The following is an 18,821-nucleotide window of genomic DNA, read 5'->3' as shown; positions in this document are numbered from 1 at the left end:
GTCGATCACACCTGCCACCTCATCGTCAGTCGGCGATCCGCAGGGCGACGGCCGGCCGGATCCGGGCCGCCCGGCGAGCCGGCCCGACGGTCGCGAGCAGCGAGGCGACGAGCGTGGCGCCGACGGTCAGGGCGATCTGCCCCCAGGCGATCGGGAATGGGACGTCGAGCGAGCCGAACATCGGGCTGTTCTGGTACAGCAGCCAGGTGGTCAGCACCCCCAGCACCGTGCCGATGATGACGCCTTCCAGGGCGACGAACGTGCTCTCCCCCATGATGGAGCGGCGCACCGTACGCGCCTTGAAGCCCAGCGCCCGCAGGACCGCGATGGTCCGCCGGCGCTCCCGCACCGCCCGCACCATGACGACGCCGAGGCCGGCCACACCGACGAAGAGCCCCAATCCCAGGTAGCCCCGCATGAGTGTGAAGAACTGCTGGTTGGCGGCGAAGTTGTCGCGCACCGATTGGGCCAGGTCGGTGACCACCAGCCCGTTGGTCAGGAACTGCCCCTGGAGCCGCGCGGCGACCTGGCCGGGGTCGCTGCCCGGATCTAGCCGCAGCAGCAGGCTCGACGGCCGCGCCACGGCGCCGAACTGGTCGCCGATGGCGGCCTGGCTCATCAGCACCGGGTAGCGGAACCCGCCGCCGTCCATGCCGTAGAACGCGATGCCGTTGCTCATCACGCCCGCGACCGTGCGTGCCACCTGCTGGCCGGTCTGCGGGTCAGTGACCGTGATCGCGGCGCCCGGGCGCACCGGCTCCCCTGGCGGGCCACCGGTGGCGCCGTAGAAGGCATCGATGATCACGTACGACGGGTCGCTGGCGGCCAGACGCCACGCGGCGACGTCGTCCGGCGCGGCCGGCAGCCGCTCCTGCAGGGCCGGTGCCGACGCCGCGAGGCGGTCCGGCATGCCCACCGCGAGGACCGGGAGGTCCTCGCCGCGCCCGAGCGGGTCGTCGCCGAGCGCGGGCGCCGTCACCAACGTCACTGTCTCGGCCACGACGCCGGCGTATTCTCCGCTGCTCACCGCACGCTCCGGGTCCTGCCACGCGGCGGACGGGTTGTAGTCGGCACGCAGGGTCCAGCCCGCGGACGCCTCGGCCACGGCGTCGTCGACACCGGCGTTGATGATCGCCGAGATCTGCGTCATCAGCACGATGACGAACACGACGATGCAGTACATGGCCAGCGTCGCCCCGGTCCGGAACCGCTTCGCGGTGGGGTAGGCGATCGCCAGCCGGGTGGCCAGGCCGGTCTCCGACGGGCTGCGCATCAACCGGCGCAGCGGGAGCAGCAGCAGCGCCTGGTGCTGGCTGACCAGGAGGACCGCACCGAACGTGAGCATGCACCCCATGACGATGTACGTCGCGGTGGACGCGGCGGCGTCGTCGAAGACGTGCGGCCGGGCGATGTGGGCGGTCAGGCCCCAGCCGAGGACGGCGAACCCCACGACCGTATACGCGGTCTTAGGTGCCCAGAACCGGCGCAGCAGTGGGATGGCGGCCACGGCGGCCAGCGCCGGCAGCAGGTAGGTCGCGGCGCCGGCCGCGGCGGCGACCGCGGGGACCGACGCGACGGCCAGGACCGCGGTCCCCGCGGCGGACAGGGCGGTGAGCCGCCGCCGGGTCCGCCGCCGCGGAGACGCGTCCAGATCGCGGATGGCGGCGATGATGTTGGTACGGGCGATGCGCACGCTGGTGAGCGCCACCGCGACGAGGGCGATGAGGAACCCCGCCGCCATGCCGTTGACGATGCTGGTCGGGGTGACCGTGAAGACGACCGACAGCTGGTTCCCGCTGCCGTTGAAGCCGTTGAGGATGCCGAGCGCGAGCACGACGACGGCGCGGCCCAGCGCGACCCCGATGACGCCGCCGAGCAGCACCGCCGCCGTGGTGTAGAGCGCCCCCTCGATGACCAGTTCGCTGGAGACCCGCCGCCGGCGCATGCCGATGGCCCGCAGGATGCCGATCTGGCCCTTCCGCTCCTCGGTGAGCATGACGAAGATGTTCACGATCAGCAGGACGCCGGCGATGATGCTGAAGCTGGCGACGAACAGGAACAACGCCCCCAGCGCGTTGCCGGTCTGCTCGGCGGCGTCGAGCACCTCCCGTTTCGGCGTCTGCAGTCCCGCGCCGCGGCTGGCCAGCGGGCCGAGCAGGTCGCGCACCCGCGCGGAGACCTCGTCGGTCAGCGCGACGCCGCTCTCGACGTCGCCGCGGTTGGACACGAACGTGGTCGTTGTCGCCTGCTGGCCGGCGGCCCGGGCCAGACCGGTCAGGGTGCCGGGTGTGAAGAACGCGTTGCGGTTGATCGTCGCGCCCTGTCCCATCCCGGCGATCCCGTGCGCTGGCACGACCGCGGCGACCGTGACGTCGAGCGGCCGGCCGTACACGTAGAACCGGACGGTGTCACCGGCAGCCGCGTCCAGGGAGTCGGCGAGATGCTCGTTGACGACCGCCCGCCCAGGTCCCGGGTCCGGCACGGAAAGGCCCGACGGGTACGGCGCGCCGAACCGCGCGGCGGCGGCGAAGTCAAGCTCCCAGGCCATCGCCCGCGGCTCCGCTAGGCGCTGTCCGCCGTCTTGGCGCAGCGCCGCGGCCGGATCGCCGCGCGTGGTCAGGAGGCCGTCCACGGCCGGGTCGGCCCGCAACGGCGCCAGCCGGGCGGCCACCTCGTCGCCGAACGGCGCGGACGGCGAGCGGACGTACTCGTCGACCGGGCCGAGCACGTCGTACGCGGCCTGGCGCACCGAGCGGTCCAGGGAGTCGCCGACGGTCAGGCTCGCCACGATCAGGGCCGTACCCAGCAGGGACCCGAGTACGACGAGGACCAGTTCGGCGGGGCGGCGTACCACCTGGCGCAGCGCCAGCCGGCGCAGTACCGGCCGGAACAGCAGAAGGAAGGCCACGAAGGCGGCGGCCGCCGCGAGGAGGACCACCAGTGGCGCGGTCAGTTCCGGATACATCGCCATTCACCCCAAGGTGGGAGCGGAGGCGCCGGCCGTGACCGGTACGACCGCCTCGTCGGCGGCCAGCCGTCCGTCGCGCATCCGGACCAGTCGGCCGGCCGCGGCGCCGATGGCCGGATCGTGGGTGACGAGCACGATGGTCTGGCCGTCTTCTGCGTTGAGGCGTTGCAGCAGCGCCATGATCTGTCCGGCCATCGCCGTGTCGAGGTTGCCGGTCGGTTCGACGGCCCAGACGATCGCCGGCCGCGCCACCAGCGCCCGTGCCACGGTGACTCGCTGCTGTTCGCCGCCGGACATCTCGTTCGGCCGGTGACCGGCCCGATGAGCCAACCCGACCCGGTCCAGCATCTCCAGCGACCGGCGGCGGGCCTGCCCGGCGGGGGTGCCGACCAGCAGCAGCGGCAACTCGACGTTCTCCGCCGCGGTGAAGACCGGGATGAGGTTGTACGACTGGAACACGAACCCCATGGAGCGGGCCCGGTGCTCGGTCCGGTCGGCGTCGGACATGGCGAACAGGTCCGCGCCGCCCACCATGACCTGTCCGGCGTCGATGTCGTCGAGCCCGGACAGGCAGTTGAGCAGGGTGGTCTTGCCGGATCCGGACGGGCCCATCACGGCGACGAGGTCACCCGCGTGAACGGTCAGGCTCAGTTCGTGCAGGGCCACCACGCTGACCTGGCCGGAGCGGTAGACCTTGCGGACGTTCACCGCCTCCAGCAACGGCTGGGGCGCGGTCATCGGGTGTGCCATCGTTTCCCCTCTATGCCGCGAGGAACTTCAGCAGGTGGTAGATGACGAAGACCGGCCACACCAGGGCTTGCAGGATGCCCACGACGACCGACCAGAACCCGTCGGCCTGCGGGTGACCCGTGCCTTTCGGTCCTTCTGGTTCATGCTTTCGATGCTGGTCCGGCTGCGGTGTCCGGGTGAGGGCCGTCCGACCCCTCTGCGGGGAGGCGGACGGCCCCAGGTCGGGTCAGCCGAGCAGGTCGGTGATCATCGGCAGCAGCGGGGTCGGCGGATGCCGGTACGCCGGGGCTCCGCGGGGGCGGCTCCGTTGTCGACGGTTAGACGCCGACGGGCGTCCGGTCCTGCTCGTTCGCCTCGGGGGCGGCGAAGGTGGCCGTCTTCGGGGTGACCAGTGCGTGGGTGAACCCGAACAGCGCCAGGATGAACATCGCGGCTGCGGCGAGGAAGGCCAACGTGGCGAACTGCGCCGCCTTGGTGCCGAACTCGCTGAACCCGTACGAGGTCAGCAGCAGACCACGTAGCGTCTCGCCCTTGAACACCGTGTCCCGCTGCTGGCTCACCTCGGCCAACTGTGCCTGCAGGTCGGCCAGGTTGGGGGCGCCGGCCTTCTCCGCCTCGGCCACCTGGGCCCGCAACTGGCTCTGCGGCACACCCAGCTCCGCGTACGTCTTGCCGTCCGCTGTGGACTTCAGGTGCAGGCCGATGAAGTTGTTCGCGTAGCACTCGGCCTGCTTGCCGGTGGTCAGCTTCTGCCCGGCGTACTCGACCACGCACGGCTGCGCCTTCTCCTCGTCGGTGAGGGTGTCGGCCGTCTTGAAGGTGATGTTCTGCGCGCTGAGCTGGTCGGTGACGTAGTTCTTGGCGAAGTTCGCGTTGCTGGTCAGTACGAGTCCGGCGATCAGCAGCAGGCCAGCCAGTACGAGACCGCCAACGCTGACGACGAGGTCCAGGGTCCGACGCTTCATGGGGATCACTCCGTTCGCGGCAAAGATTGATGAGAACGATGCTCGGGTGGTGCGCCGCCCGCCGGCAGAGAACCAAGTCCCGCATCGAGCGGGACCAACGGCCCGGCACCGCGGGACCGCTCGCATGCGGGGACCATCGGCCCTACCCGGCCGTTGGCCTCCGCCGGTGTACTCGATGTCGGAGGTGCGCGATGACGGTGCTGGTGTCGTACGCGACGACGGGTGGCTCCACCGCGGAGATCGCCGAATGGATCGCTGAGGAGTTGCGCGTGGCTGGGTTGGCGGTCGCGGTCCGGCCGGCGGCCGAGGTGGACGACCTCGCCGGGTACGACGCGGTCGTTCTGAACTTCCGTAACCCGGACCCGGTGCGGGCGTGGGCGCGTGGCGTTGCCGCCGATATCAGCGATCCGGCCTGAGTGCCGGAGGGTGGGCCGGGGTGAAGGAGTTCGCTGACTTCCTCGGCGGGCAGCCGCCGTTCGATGCGCTGGACGCGCAGGATCTGGCGCGGCTGGTCGCGCACCTCGAGGTCGATCTGTTGGGGCCCGGTGACATGTTCGGCCAGGTGTGGCTGCTGGCGGGCCTGCCGCCGCCGGTACGGGTACGGGCCCACGAGGAGAGCCTGTGCCTGCGCATCCCAGATCCGCGCACGTTCCTGGCCCGCCCCGACCGGCTACGGTACGGCGCCGTCCGCCCCGGTGCGGAGCGGCCCCGGCTCACCGCCGGGGACGGGCTAGGGCGAGCCGACCAACCGCTGGCCCGCCTGGCCCGCCCGATCGTCTGGTGCTGGCGGCGAACACCGCGGTCAGCTCGACCTCAAGGCGGGCGGCCTCGCCCCCATCGTCGGGCTGTCCCGCTGGATCGCCATCGCCGCCGGCGATGTCAGCGGCACCACGATCGAGCGGCTGCACCGCGGCGCCACGCTCGGCCTGCTCACCGCCGACGAGGCCGACAGGCTGGCCGGAGGTTTCGAGAGCATCTACGGCCTGCTGCTGCGCCACGAGGTGGAGGCGATCCGCGCCGGGAGCACACCGGACACGTTCATCGCACCGAAGGAGTTGGACACGCTCACCCGCCGGCACCTGCGCGAGACGTTCCGGGCGGTCGCGCTCGTCCAGGCACGGGTGGACCGCAACTGGCTGTACCGGCTGCCCGGGTGAGAGCCCCGCTGCCCACGGCCAACCCGCGTACGCCCTGGCGGGAGGCGGAGTTCTGCGTCCTGGACCTGGAGACCACCGGCCTGGACCTGCGCCGCGACGAAATCGTCGCGTACGGCGCGGCGATCGTCCGGCCGGGGCCGGTAGCCCAGGCGGCCTGGGTCGAGCGCGCGTTCCTCGAGCGGGCCGACACCGGCCCGGCCGGCTGATGATCGACACCGCCGCGCTGCTGCGCGCCAGCCGGCTCGCCGACCCCGCCGCCGGGCGCGAGCCGGACCTGGAGACCGCCGCACGCCAGCTCGGCCTGCCCGTACACACCCCACACCACGCGCTGGGCGACGCGTTCACCACCGCGCAGGTGCTGCTCGTGCTCGCCACCCGGATGGAACGCCAGACGACAAGCCGGCGGCCACGCCCGCTCACCGTGGGCGACCTGTACACGGTGTCGAGGCACCACCGCGGCCCGTAGCCGAAGTGGGCACGCAAAGCATGATTCCAGGATCTTCCCGACCAAGCGCAACGGATCCGGTAACGATGGGCTCAACGCCGATGGAACGACCACCACAAGACGGCGCCGCGCGGCCCGCACCCCCGACCGCGGTCCTCGGGGCTGAGGGCCTGTGGCGACGTCCACATGGAGCCCCGGTTGCCGCTCACTCAAAGGACGTCGGTGTCGTGACCGGCCGGGGTGCCCGCGATGGCGTTCCCGCCAGCGGATGTCATGCGGTGACCGGGACGTCGGGCAGGTCGTACCAAAGGTCGCGGATTTCGGTGTAGGCCTTGTCCGGCAGGTTCTCGATGACGGTGATGAGCTCTGGTCGGGCGTGGCTGCCGACGGCGTAGGCGAGCAGGTTGTCGCGGGTGGCGGGCCGTGGGCGAAGGCGGCCTCGATGTGGGTGACGAGTTCGGTGCGGGTGATGGTTGACACTGCTTCTCCCGGTCGGGCGGTGGTGGGGCGGGCGTTCGGGTTCGGCGTGGCCCGCCGAACGAGAGAGTGAAGTCGGCGGGCCACGCCGGGTCCGGTGGGATGTGCGGCTACGGGGGTGCTGGTTCGTCGCTGATGTCCTGGGCGAGGCCGGCCAGTTCGTCGCTGTCGCCGCCGCGGTACAGGCCCATCGCACAATGCAGGCGGCCAGCAGCATGGGTCCGTGCTCGCCCCACAACGGCGAGTCCTGAGCGTAGGAGCCTGCATCTGTCGAGCCCCACGGCCACGGCGTGGTGGGGTGCCGGCACCGCGGGCGGGCGGTGGGGCCCGTGGCCGGTCATGCCGCCGCTCCCGCCACAGGATCGCCGGCCGCCGGTTCGTCCTCGTCGCGCAGCGCGTCGAGTAGTTCGGCCTGACTGGCCAGCAGACCGGTCAGGAAGCTGCGGGCGGCGCGCATCAGGTCAGCCACGTCAGGGCCGGCCAGGGCGTACAGGACGGTGTTGCCGTCCCGGGTCGCGGTGACGATCCCGGCCCGGCGCAGCACTGCCAGCTGCTGGGACAGGCTGGATGCCTCGATGTCGACGTCGACGAGCAGGTCCCGCACCGGCTTCGGCCCGTCACCGAGCATTTCCAGGACCCGGATCCGGACCGGGTGCCCGAGGGTGCGGAAGAACTCGGCTTTGGCTTGGTACAGCGGAACCATCGACTCTCCCCACCGGTTCTCCGTATAGGTGCAATTGAAGACCTCTTCAATTGCTACGTCCAGCCCGCCCGTCATAGCTGTGACCCATACCACCCGCAACGAGGCGACCCTGGGTGCGCGAGGTCGCCGAGCTGACCACGCCGATCGGCCCGGTGCCGACACCGGACGCGCTCGACACCGCAGGGCTGGATGTGTCTGCTGTGGACCTGGCGGCGGCGCTACGGGTTCGATGTGGAGGCACTCCCGGCCGTGCTGTGGACCGAACTCGACGCCCTGCACGCCCGGATGGCCGTTCAGTAGCCGGTCCGCGTGCGGGGGTTGGGCCGGCCGCTGGAGAGCCGGAACAGCCGCGGTGCGAGGACGCGTAGCAGTCGGGCCAGGTCGTTGTGGTGCCCGTCGCGGCGTAGCCGCAGCGCGGTGTCGATCGCGGCGGCCAGTACCGCGCCGGTGGGTCCCCAGCCCGGCGCCCACAGCCGGATACTGGCGGCCAGGCCCGTCAGTTCGGCCACGACGTGCCAGGCGTCCACCGAGTCACGGTCCAGGGCGGGCAACAGCTCGACGGTCACCACCAGGTAGGCGTCCCACGCGGCGCGGCGGGCCGGCTCCAACTCCATCGGCCTGGTCACAGGTCGTTTCCGGCGTAGGACAGGTTGAAGCTCTTATTCGTCAGTGGGAAGTCGGGGACGATCGTGTCGGCCAGGGCGACGGGCAGGGCGGGCCAGTTGAGGAACGACGGGTCGACGATCTTGACTCGGGTGATGGTGCCGTCGGGATGTAGTTCGACGCGGTGGGTGATGGTGCCGCGCCATCCTTCGGCGATGCCGACCCCGGATGCCGGCCGCTCGAGTGCCGGGTGGGGTGGCTGGTGGTGGTGCCGGGGTGAGGGTGGGTAGCAGGGTGGTGAGGATCGCTGTGGAGGCTTGGATTTCGTCGGCGCGGATCAGGAAGCGGGCCAGGACGTCGCCGCTGGTGTGGACCGGGATGGTGAGCGCGTCCAGGGTGGTGTGGGGTGGGTGTGGCGGGCGTCGGTGGGTAGGCCGCTGGCGCGGGCGACGTAGCCGACGGCGCCGATGTCGGCGGCCTGCTGTTGGGTGAGGACGGCGGTGCCGGTGAGCCGGTCGCGGACCACGGTGTGGTTCAGGGCGATGTCGACGATTTCGGCGATGTCGTCGGCGACCGCCTGAATGGTGGCCGGGTCGGGGATGGTGTGCAAGTGGGCGCCGCCGGGGTAGACGGCGCCGCGGAGCAGCCGGTGGCCGGTGGTGGCGTGGTTGAGGCGTAGCAGGGTTTCGCGGATGCGTTGGGCGTGGGTGTGGGCGATGCCGTAGCCGACGTCGTTGCAGATGGCCCCGATGTCAGCGACGTGGTTGTGCAGCCGTTCCAGTTCCAGCACGGCGGCGCGGGCACGTTGCGCGGCGGCTGGTATCGGCCAGCCGAGGGCGTCTTCGACGGCGAGGCTGTAGGCCAGGGCGTGCCCGACGGCGGTGTCGCCGCTGACCCGCTCCGCCAAGGCCACCCGATCATGGGCGGGGTGGCCTTCGAAGAGTTTCTCGATTCCTTTGTGGACGTACCAGAGGCGGGCTTTGAGTTTGAGGATGGTTTCGCCGACGACGGAGAACCGGAAGTGGCCGGGTTCGATCAGGCCGGCGTGGACGGGTCCGACGGGGATTTCGTAGACGCCGGGGCCTTGCACGGTGACGAACGGGAACGCCTCGGAGGCGGCCAGGGGTGGTCGGGGGCCGGCGTCGGCGCGCATGGGGTGCCAGCCGTGCGGCCAGTGCGGGTGCCGGACCAGGCGTCGGGGCAGCGGATGGCCTACGGGTTGGACGCCGTACAGGTCGTGCATCTCGCGTTCGAAGCGGCCGGCGGGAAGGACAGGGCGGCGAGGCTGGGCACGGTGGGTTGGTCGGGGCGGGTGCGTAGGTGCAGTTCGGTGCGCTGGTCGGGTGGGCCGGCGGTGAACAGGTACACGATCCGGATGGCGTCCGGGTCGTGGTGCGCGGCGACCAACGCCAGTCGGGCGCCGCCGGCGAGCAGCTGTGCGGCGTGGTCGGCGAGGTTGTCGGTGGTGACGTCGATGACCGTGGCCGGTGGGGGCGCCGGGTGGGGTTCGGTCATGTCAGTGGCCTCCCACGATCGTCGTGGCGGCGGTGTCCAACAGCTCCCGCAGCGGGCCGAGGCTGATCCCGAGGGCCGCGGCGGCGGCCAGCCCGACGGCAAGGGGGCGATCGCTGCCACGCGTGGCCGGCTGGTGGGGTGGGCGGGTCGGTGGCCGGGGCCGGGTTGGGTGCGCCGAGCAGGATGCCGGCGCTGTTGCGGGTCAGGGCGGCGAACGCGACCAGCACGAGGATGAACGCGGCCGCGGTGGCCCAACCGGTGCCGCTGGTGAGGCCGGCGCGGGCGATCCCGATTTCGGAGGCGAACAGGCTGAACGGCGGCATTCCCAACAGGGCGAGCAGGGCCAGGCCGAACGCGCCAGCGAGCGCCGGGTGCCGGGCGACCAGGCCGCGTACGGCGGTGATGCGGGAGCTGCCGGACAGGTGCAGCAGCTGCCCGGCGCCGCAGAACGCGACGGCCTTGCCCAGGCCGTGGCCGAGTACGTGCAGCAGTACGGCGGTGATCGCCAGGCGGCTGCCGGTGGCGGTGCCCAACGCGACCAGGCCCATGTGTTCGATGGAGGAGTAGGCGAGCATGCGTTTGTAGTCCTGTTGGGCGATCAGCAAGAGCGCGGCGACGGCCAGGGAGGCGAGGGCGGCGACCAGCAGGATGGTGCGGGTGTAGCCGGTTTCGAGGACGGCGTCGGTGATGGTCTTGTAGCGCCAGATGGCGTAGAACGCCACGGACAGCAGCACCCCGGACATGAGGGCGGAGACGGGGCGGGGGCTTGGCTGTGCGCGTCGGGTAGCCAGGCGTGCATGGGGGCGAGGCCGGCTTTGGTGCCGAACCCGAGCAGCAGCAGCCCCATGGCTAGTCGGGTCAGGTCGGGGTCGAGGCCGGCGGTGTGGCTGGTCAGGTGGGTCCAGTTGAGGGCGGTGGTGCCGTGGGCGCCGGCGGCGACCGCGGTGGCGTAGACGCAGACGGTGCCCAGGAACGCGATGCCGATGCCGACCGAGCACAGCACCACGTACTTCCATGCGGCTTCGACGGAGGCGCGGCTGCGGCGGTGGCCGACCAGGAACGCGGTGACGATGGTGGTGGCCTCGACCGCGACCCAGAGCAGGCCGAGGTTGTCGGCCAGCACGGCCAGACTCATGGTGGCCAGGAACAGTTGGACCAGGATGAGGTAGCGGCGGGCGGTCGTCGGGGTGCCGGCCCCGGCGGCAGCCTCATCATCGAGGTGGTGCACGCCGGCCCAGCAGGCGATGGTGGCGACGGAGCCGATGACGATGAGCATGAACGCGGTCAGCGCGTCGCCGCGCAGCAGCCCGGAGGCGACCTGCCGGCCGCCGGTGACGGCGGTGCCCAGCCCGATGCCGGCGGCCAGGATGCTGGCGGCGGCGGCCACCCCATCCAGGCGGCGGGGCGCCGGCCGAGCAGGGCGGCGACGCCGGCCGCGGCCAGCGGGGCGGCGATCGGCAGATACAGGGCCAGGGTGGGGGTCATCAGTCGTGCAGCTCTCGTAGTTCGTCCAGGTCGGTGTCGCCGAACGCGGCGTGCAGGCGGGTGGTGAGCACCTGCAGCACCAGCACCGCGAGGAGCAGGTCGGCCGAGACGCCCAGCTCGACGACGAGGGGGACGCCGCCGGTGGCCAGGAACGCGACGGCGGCGATGCCGTTGTCGATCAGCAGCACGCCGACGATCTGGGAAATCGCGCGGCGGCGGGTGGCGGCCAGGAAGAACCCGACCAGCACGACGGCGATACCGACCGGCGCCGCCCGCGCCGTCGCGGCGGGGGCGAGGTCGACGAGGGGGCGGGCGGCGGCGTAGGCGAGCAGGACCAGTACAGCGGCGGCGAGCATCGAGGCGGAAACGTTGACCAGCGGGGCCGTCTCCCGGGCCCCGGGCACCTGGGCCAGCACGCGGCGCAGCAGCCACGGCAGCAGCCCGGCCTTGAGCAGCCCCACCCCGACCGCCACCGCCGCCGCCTCGCCGCTGCGATCCTCGACCGCGAGGAGGACGGCGATGCCGGTCAGGGCCAGCCTTGGACGGTGAGCAGGGCGATCAGCGCGGACAGTTCCCGGCGCCACAGCACCCCGATCGCGGTCAGCAGAAACAGTCCACACGCCAGATTGAGCAGTTGGGAGTTGAGGGTGCCGGTCATCGACGGTCTCTCATTCAGGCCAGGACGGCGGAGGTGATGACCGCGAGCAGGCCGAGGACGAACGAGCCGGCGAGCAGTTCCGGGATGCGGAACAGGCGCAGTTTCGCGGCGAACACCTCACCGGCGGCGAGGAGCCCGCCCAGGACGGCGAGTTTGGCGACGAACACCACGGCGGCCAGGGCGATGGCGAGGGGGCGCAGGGTGGTGGCGACGCCCCAGGGGATGAACAGGTTGGCCAGCAGGCCGAGCAGGATGCTCAGCCGCATCGCCGCGGCCCACTCGACCAGGGCCAGGTCGCGGCCGGAGTATTCCAGGACCATGGCTTCGTGGACCATGGTCAGCTCCAGGTGGGTGGCCGGGTTGTCCACCGGTAGCCGGCCCGCCTCGGCGAGGGTGGCGATCGCGAGGGCGGCGGCGGCGAGGGCGCTGGCGGGGGTGAACACCGAGGCGGGGTCGGTGGCGCCGGCGGCGACGATGGCGCCGAGGTCGGTCGACCCGACCCGGGTGGACAGCGCGAACACCGACAGCAGCAGCGTGGGCTCGACGAGGGCGGCGATGGTCATCTCGCGGCTGGCGCCCATGCCACCGAACGCGGTCCCGGTGTCCAACCCGGCGAGGGCGAGGGCGACAGTGCCGAGCAGCAGCAGCCCGACCACGACGATCAGGTCGGCGACCCCGGGCAGCGGGCCGCGGGTGGACAGGTACGGGGCCGCGGCGGCGACCAGCACGCTGGTGGCCATCAGCACCACCGGTGCGGCGGTGAAGAACACCCCCGCGTCGGCCGGGGTGATCGGCTCCTTGCGCAGCAGTTTGCGCAGATCCCGCCACGGCTGGACCAGTCGGCCGCCGGCGCGGCCCTCCAGCCGCGCCCGCACCGCGCGCATGAACCCGATCAGCAGCGGGGCGACCGCCGCGACGAGGACCGCCTGTGTCGCGGCCATGGCCCAGGCGCTCACCGGATCACTCCGGCGACCAGGACCGCGACCAGCGCGGTGAGCATGTAGGCCAGGTAGCGGTGCACGCTGCCGGACGCGAGGGCGCGGGCGGCCCGGCCCACCGTGTCGACGGCCGTGATGAGTGGCCGGTAGAGGCGGGCCTCGATACGGTCCGGCAGCCGCCGCCGGTACTGCACGGCCCGCACCAGGTAGGCGGACTCGGCCGGGTGGGTGACGTCGACGTCCTGCTCCGGTGCCAGGACGTCGTCGAAGACCCGCTGCAACGGCTCGGCGAACGACGTCGCGGTGTACTCCATCCGCGGCGTCAGTGGTCCGTCGCCGCAGTCCCACGCCACCGCCCGCCGCCTGGCCCGGCCGAAGGCGCGGCCGGCGGCGGCGAACCCGACGGCGAGCCCGACCACTCCGACCGCGATCCACAGTGGAGCGATCGTGGAGGTGATGCCGGCCAGCCGCACGTCCATACCGCTGCCGGAAAGCGGCGCCGCCCCCGTGTTCAGTTCGGCCGCGATCCGGTCCAGGGCCGGGGCCGCCACGGTCGGGGCGACAGCCAGCCCGGCGCAGGCCGCCGCGGCCAGGCCCATCCCGGCCAGCATGCTGGGCGGGGACTCGACCGCCCGGGCGGCGGCGGTGCTGCGCGGCCGGGCCAGAAACCCGGTGCCGAGGGCCTTGACGTAGGCGGCCACACCGACGCCGGCGGTCAACGCGACGACCGCGACCGCGGCCGGTGCGGCGATCGTCAGGACCGTGCCGGCGGCCGGTGCCTGGTGCAGCAGCGCCTGCAACAGCAGCCACTCGGAGATGAACCCGTTGCCGGGCGGCAGCGCCGCCGCACCCAACGCGCCGACCGTGAACAGGACGGTGGTGGCCGGCATCCGCCGCGACAGCCCACCCAACGCGTCCAAATCGCGGGTACCCGTGGCGTGCAGCACCGACCCGGCCCCGCAGAACAACAGCGTCTTGAACCCGGCGTGGTTGACGGCGTGCAGCAATGCCGCCGCCAGCGCGACCCCGGCCACCCCGGGTTGCCCGGCGTCGGCCCACAACCCGGCCGCGGCCAGGCCGAGCAGGATCAGCCCGATGTTCTCGCTGGTGGAAAACGCCAACAGCCGCTTCAAATCGGTGGCCACCACGGCCTGCAAAATCCCGTACAACGCCGACACCGCGCCGATAGCGGCGAGCAGCAGCCACCACCACCGCGATCCGCCGCCGAACAGGTCGAAGCCGACCCGCACGATGCCGTACACGCCGAGCTTGACCATCGCCGCGCTCATCAACGCCGACACATGCGACGGGGCCTCGGCGTGCGCGCGCGGCAGCCACGGATGCAGCGGCACCGCCCCCGCCTTCGACGCGAACCCGATCAGGCACAGCAAGAACACCCCGCCGGACACCGCCGGCGACAGGCCCGGCGCGGCGGCGCGGATCACCGCGAACGACTCCCCGCCAGAGGCCGCGGCCAGCCACACCAATCCAGCAGCACCGCTACGAACCCGGCCTGGGTCATCGCCGCGTACCACAGCCCGGCCGTGCGCACCGCGGGGCTGTGCCGATGCTCCGCGAGCACCAGCAGCAGCGAGGTGACCGCCATCAGTTCCCACGCCAGCAGGAACGTCGACACATTGGCCGCGGCCGGGACCAGCAGCATCGCCGCGACGAACACCGGCAGCACGGCCAGGGCGGTCCGGGAGGCCGGGCCGTGCCCGCCACGGCCGGTATACCCGACCGTGTAGATCCCGACGACGGCGGCGACGGCGCCGATCAGCAGCAGGAACCAGCCGGCGAGGGCGTCCACCGACAGGCTCACCCCCGCCAGCGGCAGCAGATCTGGCAGGCGTGCCTGCCAGCCGGTACCGGACACCGCGGCCAACCCAGCCGCTACACCGGCCGCCCCGACCGCGGCTGTCGCCGCACCGGCCGTCGTCGACCGCCAGCGGGCCGGCGTCACCAACCCGGCCAGGGCACCGGCACCCGCGAGCGCGTACGCGGCGCCCAGCGCCGACGCGACCTGGTTCACCGGCCCGACACGCCGCGCAGGGCGGCCACGATCGCCGCCGGCTCCGGCGGACACCCCGGCACCTGCACATCCACCGGCACCACATCACCGACCGGGCCGTGCACCCCGTGCCCGCCGGCGAACATCCCACAATCCCGGGCGCAGTCACCCACCGCGACGACCAGCCGCGGCTGCGGCATCGCCTCAAACGTCTTACGCAACGGCCCGGCCATGTTCACCGTCACCGGGCCGGTCACCGTCAACACATCCGCGTGCCGCGGCGAGGCCACCAACCGCACCCCGTGCCGCTCGCCGTCATACACCGGGCCAAACGCCTGCCCGATCTCGATCTCACACCCGTTGCACGACCCGGCATCCACATGCCGCACCTGCACCGACCCACCCAAACCGGCCCCCGCCGGCAACCGCTCAGGCGCCGCCGGTGCCGGCTCAGCAACCCGCCCCACACCGCGGATCTTGCCGATCAGCCCCAAGACCCTCTCCTCGTGTCTGGCCCACGCAGCGGCCTCACGGCGGCCCGGCCCGATCCGTCGCCGCGCGCAGGTCACCCAACAATTCGGCCTGGCTGGTCAACACCTCGGTCAGGATCCGCCGCGCGACCGCGAGCAGCTCAGCCACCTGCGGGCTGACCAGCGAGTAGTACACCGCCGAACCGTCCCGGCGGGTCACCACCAGATTCGCCCGACGCAGCACCGACAGCTGCTGCGACAGATGCGCCGACTCGATCCCCACCTCGGGCAGCAGCTCCGAAACCGCGTGCTCCCGCTCCGACAACAACTCCAAAACCCGGATCCGCGCCGGGTGCCCCAACGTCTTGAAAAACTCTGCCTTGGCCTGATACAGCGGCGTGCTCACTGGGCCACCCCCTTCTGCGGGGACACGCTACGTGCCCCATCACCGCCGGGTCGCCACCCGACGACCGCTCCACGCCTTCAAGCCTCATGAGTTGCCAAACTTAGCAACTCGTTATTGTGGTAAGCGCGGTGGGGTCGGCGATACGATGAGGTCGCTCCACCATTGTGTGAGCTGGACGGGATGACCAGGGCCGCCTCCGTTGGGCGGCGAGAGGCCCGTGGAGTCGGGCCCGCTCGGGGTGCCCTCACCGTCGATGAGATCGCCGAAGCCGCCGCCATCCCCGTGATCGACGAACTCCGCGGCCGGGCCGTGGAAATGTACGTCGCGCTCAAACCCGGCCACCCACCCAGCAAACTCATCGAGGACAGGGTCGTACGCACGATCGAGCAACAGATCGGGAAGATCGCCCGGCCAGCCAACGTGTGGATCGTCGCCGACATGCCCAAAACCCGATCCGGAAAGATCATGCGCCGGGTCATCGCCGCCGTCTCCAACTTCACCGACGTGGGAGACACCACCATGCTGGCCAACCCGGAGATCGTCGAAGACATCCGCCACCACGTCCAAAGCGAGAAGCTCGCCCGTGGCCAGCTACCCCGCGAGCTGACACCGCAGGAGGCCGAACAGATCAAGGCATTCGGCCACGCCGACTAGGGGCAGGGGCACCGCTCCACGTTCGCGATCACCGCGGCCATCGGCGCCTTGTCACGCAGCAACCCGGCTGTGGGGCCGGCATGTGCGGCAGCCAGCAGTGCGCGGTCGGCGGTCATGTGCTCACCTCTCCGGCGACGTCGAGCAATGCGAGGTCGCTCCCTGCCGGTCCGACCAGGCAAATGCCGACAGGTAACCCGGACGATAACGTCACCGGGACGTTCACCGCGGGCAGCCCTCCGATTCCCGCGATGATCGTCAGGGACATCGTCCGGACCCGTAGCTGGTCCGTCGATGCGCCGATGGGTGGCGCCGCCGCAGGCACGGTCGGCAACATCAGGATCCGTTCGCCCAGCCATGAACGGATCCGGGCGCGCGCGTCACCGATGACGCGCCGCGCCGCCTCCGCGGCGTCGGGCGTGATCGTCGACGCTTGGGCGAACCTGGCACGGGCATCCGGTCCGAGGCACTCCATGCGGGAACCGAGCCAGTCGCCGTAGGCACTCCATGCCGCCGCGCCCACGACCGATTGGAATGCGGCCAGCCACCCCGGCTCCGGCGTGAAAGCTCCCTCCGTGGCGACATCGAGAATTCCCGAGGCGGCCCGTACCGCTCGTCCGATCTCGTCGTCCGCGATGGCGAGCAGCGCCTCGGCGATGACCGCCTCGCCTGGCGAGGCGGTGTCCTGCGGAAGCAGGATGGACGCTGCCCTGCGGAGGGTCTCGTGCCGTCGCGTGAGAAGTCCGACCGTGTCGAAGTTGGGCGCGAGCGGAAGAACTCCAGCCGTCGGTATCACGCCGTGGGTGGGCCGGAACCCCCACAGACCCTGAAAGGCCGCCGGCACACGTACCGAGCCGCCGGTGTCGGTGCCGAGTCCGATCGTCACCTCCCCTGCGGCGACCGCTGCGGCTGGCCCGGACGTCGACCCACCGCTGATACGGCCGGGCGCCCGCGGGTTCGGCGGAGTCCCGTAGTGGTGGTTGACCCCATCAGGCTGTATGCGAACTCGTCGGTTTGCGCGATTCCGCGTACCGAGGCGCCGGCGTCGAGGAGCGCCGCAACTGCATGGGCGTGGGCCTTTTCAGTTGCGGCTGCGGCCAGCCAGGCGGGATTGCCCGCACCGATCGGGTGGCCGGCGATCGCGAAGAGGTCTTTGACCGCGACCGTCTCACCGTCGAGGGCTCCGGATCCCGACGGCTCGACGAGCGGATCGCCTACCGCCCGCCAGATCCGAGCGTCGGGCTCAGGCCGGGCCGGCGACGTTCCCGGAACCGTCCCGCCGGCGGTGATCACCGGCTCAGATCGGCAGCTGGGACGAACGCGCGGAAATTGCTTCGGTGGAAGACGATCGGATCGGTCTCGGGGTTCATCGAGAGCGCAGCTACCTGCAGCACCACGATCACGTGGTCACCGGCCTCGATCTCGCGGTATGGGACGCATTCGAGCCACAGTGGTGCGTTCTCGATGAAGACCGCGCCACCCTCGCTGGCCACCCAGTGGATGCCCGCGAATCTGTTCTGTGAGCGGGTGGAAAGCATGCGGGCCACACTTGAGTGCTCGCTGGCAAGGACGCTTAGCCCGAACCTGGCCTGTTCGGCGAGGCGCTCCCAGGTCGTCGACGTGTGGGCGACGCACACGGACACCAGGGGAGGGTCGAGCGAGACTGAGGTGAAGGAGCTGGCCGCCATCCCCATCGGCTCGCCGTCGACCAGCGAGCAGAAGGCGGTCACACCGCTGGGGAACAGGCCCAACGCCCGCCGTAGCAGCGAGCTGTCGAATGTGCCGTCGGACGTACCGATCATCTTCTTAGTCGCGGTCATCGCCGATCCTTTCCAGGTGCTTGGCAGCCACGGCGAGCCAGGCGTCGAGCTCGCGGGACTCGGCGTAGGAGCTGTCGAGGAGGTAGAGGCTCGGCGCGGGGCAGCTCGCGCCGATCTCGACCAGCACCGGACGCAGGGTCAGTTCCGGGGCGAGCGCATGCTGAGGAGCGGCGCCGAGCATCAGCGCGAAGGTCGTGATCTGGCCGAGCTCTCCTTGGCCGAACTGATCGAGGAAGAGCTTCAGCAGGCCGCTGTAGGTCCCCTTGAAGGTCGGGGAAGCCACGATGAGCACGTCGGCCGCCAGGACCGCCTTTTTGGCCTGCGCGACTGCGGCATCGCCCCAGCCGAGCAACCCGGCACCGAGGTCCACTACGTCGATCACCGCCTGCGGCGCCGAGCCCGTGAGCCGCTCCGCCACCAGTTCGGCGGCGGCGCGGGTCCGCGACGCCGGCTTCGGATTGCCGACCACAACGATGACGTTCATGTTCTCCTCCCTCGCCAGAGGATCTCGTTCTGTATACAATCCGACCCATGTTTCTCCTGCGGGCAACCGATGTAACCGCTGTATTTCGCGAGAGCTCACGTGGCTCGACCCCATCGATCATTGCCATCGAAGCACCGCCGAAGAGCACGGAGCGGCCAAGCGCGTGACGGCTGAGGGTGCAGTTGGCACGGCCACTGTTCCGGCCGGGAGTCGGCCGTGGGCGCCGTTGTTCTCGACCCCGGGCTACCGCGAACTCCTGGCCGCGTGCTGCCTGTGGCATGGCGGCCGTTGGGGTGGGTTCTTCATCGCGAACTA

At 71.5% G+C, this 18,821-nt stretch carries 23 protein-coding genes and 2 pseudogenes; 5 read left to right on the top strand and 20 right to left on the bottom strand.

Annotated features, from left to right (window positions below; all coding sequences use genetic code 11):
* Positions 1-25: 25 nt before the first annotated feature.
* The 3 genes from Prum_RS48490 to Prum_RS48480 all read right to left on the bottom strand — a co-directional run bounded on the left by Prum_RS48490 (position 26) and on the right by Prum_RS48480 (position 4,683).
* On the bottom strand, positions 26-2,971 hold the full coding sequence (locus tag Prum_RS48490; RefSeq protein WP_173086634.1) for an ABC transporter permease: 2,946 nt from the start codon (positions 2,969-2,971) through the stop codon (positions 26-28).
* Positions 2,972-3,706, bottom strand: a complete 735-nt coding sequence (locus Prum_RS48485) for an ABC transporter ATP-binding protein (RefSeq protein ID WP_218578017.1) — start codon at positions 3,704-3,706, stop codon at positions 2,972-2,974.
* 329 nt (positions 3,707-4,035) lie between these two features.
* Entirely contained in the window at positions 4,036-4,683 is a 648-nt protein-coding gene (locus Prum_RS48480) for a hypothetical protein (RefSeq protein WP_173086630.1), read from the bottom strand.
* A gap of 191 nt (positions 4,684-4,874) precedes the next feature.
* Here Prum_RS48480 and Prum_RS48475 point away from each other — a divergent pair, with 191 nt between their 5' ends.
* From Prum_RS48475 to Prum_RS50580, 4 genes are all read left to right on the top strand, one after another.
* On the top strand, positions 4,875-5,099 hold the full coding sequence (locus tag Prum_RS48475; RefSeq protein WP_173086628.1) for a flavodoxin domain-containing protein: 225 nt from the start codon (positions 4,875-4,877) through the stop codon (positions 5,097-5,099).
* Positions 5,100-5,519: 420 nt separating this feature from the next.
* On the top strand, positions 5,520-5,840 hold the full coding sequence (locus Prum_RS48470) for a putative nucleotidyltransferase substrate binding domain-containing protein (RefSeq protein ID WP_308785465.1): 321 nt from the start codon (positions 5,520-5,522) through the stop codon (positions 5,838-5,840).
* Positions 5,837-6,046: a hypothetical protein gene (locus tag Prum_RS50585; protein WP_218578016.1), complete on the top strand. Its 210-nt coding sequence runs from the start codon at positions 5,837-5,839 to the stop codon at positions 6,044-6,046. Before Prum_RS48470 ends, Prum_RS50585 begins: the two co-directional genes overlap by 4 nt.
* Positions 6,046-6,306, top strand: coding sequence for a PolC-type DNA polymerase III domain-containing protein (locus Prum_RS50580; protein ID WP_218578015.1), 261 nt, complete (start codon positions 6,046-6,048; stop codon positions 6,304-6,306). Before Prum_RS50585 ends, Prum_RS50580 begins: the two co-directional genes overlap by 1 nt.
* 250 nt (positions 6,307-6,556) lie before the next feature.
* Here Prum_RS50580 and Prum_RS55685 read toward each other — a convergent pair whose 3' ends face one another.
* The 13 genes and pseudogenes from Prum_RS55685 to Prum_RS48415 all read right to left on the bottom strand — a co-directional run bounded on the left by Prum_RS55685 (position 6,557) and on the right by Prum_RS48415 (position 15,551).
* Positions 6,557-6,979 carry a DUF2795 domain-containing protein gene (locus tag Prum_RS55685; RefSeq protein ID WP_173086626.1) on the bottom strand — a complete coding sequence of 141 codons (423 nt, stop codon included), beginning with the start codon at positions 6,977-6,979 and terminating at the stop codon, positions 6,557-6,559.
* A gap of 120 nt (positions 6,980-7,099) precedes the next feature.
* A complete protein-coding gene (locus Prum_RS48455) occupies positions 7,100-7,465 on the bottom strand; it encodes an ArsR/SmtB family transcription factor (RefSeq protein WP_173086624.1) in 366 nt (121 codons plus the stop codon).
* A 293-nt stretch (positions 7,466-7,758) separates the two neighbouring features.
* The gene (locus tag Prum_RS48450; protein ID WP_173086621.1) at positions 7,759-8,091 is read right to left on the bottom strand and encodes a hypothetical protein; all 333 of its coding nucleotides are present in this window, start codon (positions 8,089-8,091) and stop codon (positions 7,759-7,761) included.
* A gap of 314 nt (positions 8,092-8,405) precedes the next feature.
* Positions 8,406-9,311: a hydrogenase large subunit gene (locus Prum_RS50575; RefSeq protein ID WP_218578014.1), complete on the bottom strand. Its 906-nt coding sequence runs from the start codon at positions 9,309-9,311 to the stop codon at positions 8,406-8,408.
* On the bottom strand, positions 9,281-9,583 hold the full coding sequence (locus Prum_RS50570) for a hypothetical protein (protein ID WP_218578013.1): 303 nt from the start codon (positions 9,581-9,583) through the stop codon (positions 9,281-9,283). Before Prum_RS50570 ends, Prum_RS50575 begins: the two co-directional genes overlap by 31 nt.
* A pseudogene (locus tag Prum_RS53445) lies at positions 9,580-10,718 on the bottom strand (proton-conducting transporter transmembrane domain-containing protein). Before Prum_RS53445 ends, Prum_RS50570 begins: the two are co-directional and overlap by 4 nt.
* A gap of 349 nt (positions 10,719-11,067) precedes the next feature.
* On the bottom strand, positions 11,068-11,541 hold the full coding sequence (locus Prum_RS48435; RefSeq protein ID WP_218578011.1) for a hypothetical protein: 474 nt from the start codon (positions 11,539-11,541) through the stop codon (positions 11,068-11,070).
* A 53-nt stretch (positions 11,542-11,594) separates the two neighbouring features.
* Positions 11,595-11,726: a hypothetical protein gene (locus Prum_RS54325; protein WP_281369177.1), complete on the bottom strand. Its 132-nt coding sequence runs from the start codon at positions 11,724-11,726 to the stop codon at positions 11,595-11,597.
* A 14-nt stretch (positions 11,727-11,740) separates the two neighbouring features.
* Complete coding sequence (locus tag Prum_RS48430) at positions 11,741-12,682, bottom strand: respiratory chain complex I subunit 1 family protein (RefSeq protein WP_218578010.1); 942 nt, start codon at positions 12,680-12,682, stop codon at positions 11,741-11,743.
* Positions 12,679-14,148, bottom strand: a complete 1,470-nt coding sequence (locus Prum_RS48425; protein ID WP_218578009.1) for a proton-conducting transporter transmembrane domain-containing protein — start codon at positions 14,146-14,148, stop codon at positions 12,679-12,681. Before Prum_RS48425 ends, Prum_RS48430 begins: the two co-directional genes overlap by 4 nt.
* Positions 14,106-14,696, bottom strand: a complete 591-nt coding sequence (locus Prum_RS50560; protein WP_218578008.1) for a hypothetical protein — start codon at positions 14,694-14,696, stop codon at positions 14,106-14,108. The genes Prum_RS48425 and Prum_RS50560 overlap by 43 nt, the downstream gene beginning before the upstream one ends.
* Complete coding sequence (locus Prum_RS48420) at positions 14,693-15,169, bottom strand: NADH-quinone oxidoreductase subunit B family protein (protein ID WP_173086619.1); 477 nt, start codon at positions 15,167-15,169, stop codon at positions 14,693-14,695. The genes Prum_RS50560 and Prum_RS48420 overlap by 4 nt, the downstream gene beginning before the upstream one ends.
* 34 nt (positions 15,170-15,203) lie before the next feature.
* Entirely contained in the window at positions 15,204-15,551 is a 348-nt protein-coding gene (locus Prum_RS48415; protein WP_173086617.1) for an ArsR/SmtB family transcription factor, read from the bottom strand.
* Positions 15,552-15,731: 180 nt separating this feature from the next.
* On the opposite strand from Prum_RS48415, the gene Prum_RS48410 reads away from it, so the two are divergent.
* Positions 15,732-16,205: an AMP-binding enzyme gene (locus tag Prum_RS48410; protein WP_173086615.1), complete on the top strand. Its 474-nt coding sequence runs from the start codon at positions 15,732-15,734 to the stop codon at positions 16,203-16,205.
* Between the two features lie 112 nt (positions 16,206-16,317).
* Here Prum_RS48410 and Prum_RS53440 read toward each other — a convergent pair whose 3' ends face one another.
* From Prum_RS53440 to Prum_RS48395, 4 genes and pseudogenes are all read right to left on the bottom strand, one after another.
* Positions 16,318-16,677 carry an amidase family protein gene (locus Prum_RS53440; protein WP_246278869.1) on the bottom strand — a complete coding sequence of 120 codons (360 nt, stop codon included), beginning with the start codon at positions 16,675-16,677 and terminating at the stop codon, positions 16,318-16,320.
* A gap of 237 nt (positions 16,678-16,914) precedes the next feature.
* Positions 16,915-17,495: pseudogene (locus Prum_RS50555) on the bottom strand (amidase family protein); the annotation flags it as partial.
* Complete coding sequence (locus Prum_RS48400; protein ID WP_246278859.1) at positions 17,492-18,022, bottom strand: flavin reductase family protein; 531 nt, start codon at positions 18,020-18,022, stop codon at positions 17,492-17,494. The gene Prum_RS48400 and the pseudogene Prum_RS50555, both read right to left, overlap by 4 nt.
* On the bottom strand, positions 18,009-18,506 hold the full coding sequence (locus Prum_RS48395) for an NADPH-dependent FMN reductase (RefSeq protein WP_173086613.1): 498 nt from the start codon (positions 18,504-18,506) through the stop codon (positions 18,009-18,011). The genes Prum_RS48400 and Prum_RS48395 overlap by 14 nt, the downstream gene beginning before the upstream one ends.
* Between the last annotated feature and the right edge of the window lie 315 nt (positions 18,507-18,821).

The sequence above is a fragment of the Phytohabitans rumicis genome (assembly GCF_011764445.1).
Lineage (GTDB): Bacteria > Actinomycetota > Actinomycetes > Mycobacteriales > Micromonosporaceae > Phytohabitans > Phytohabitans rumicis.
The sequence above is the reverse complement of the archived record's forward strand: the minus strand, read 5'-3'. Positions and strand labels throughout refer to the sequence as shown.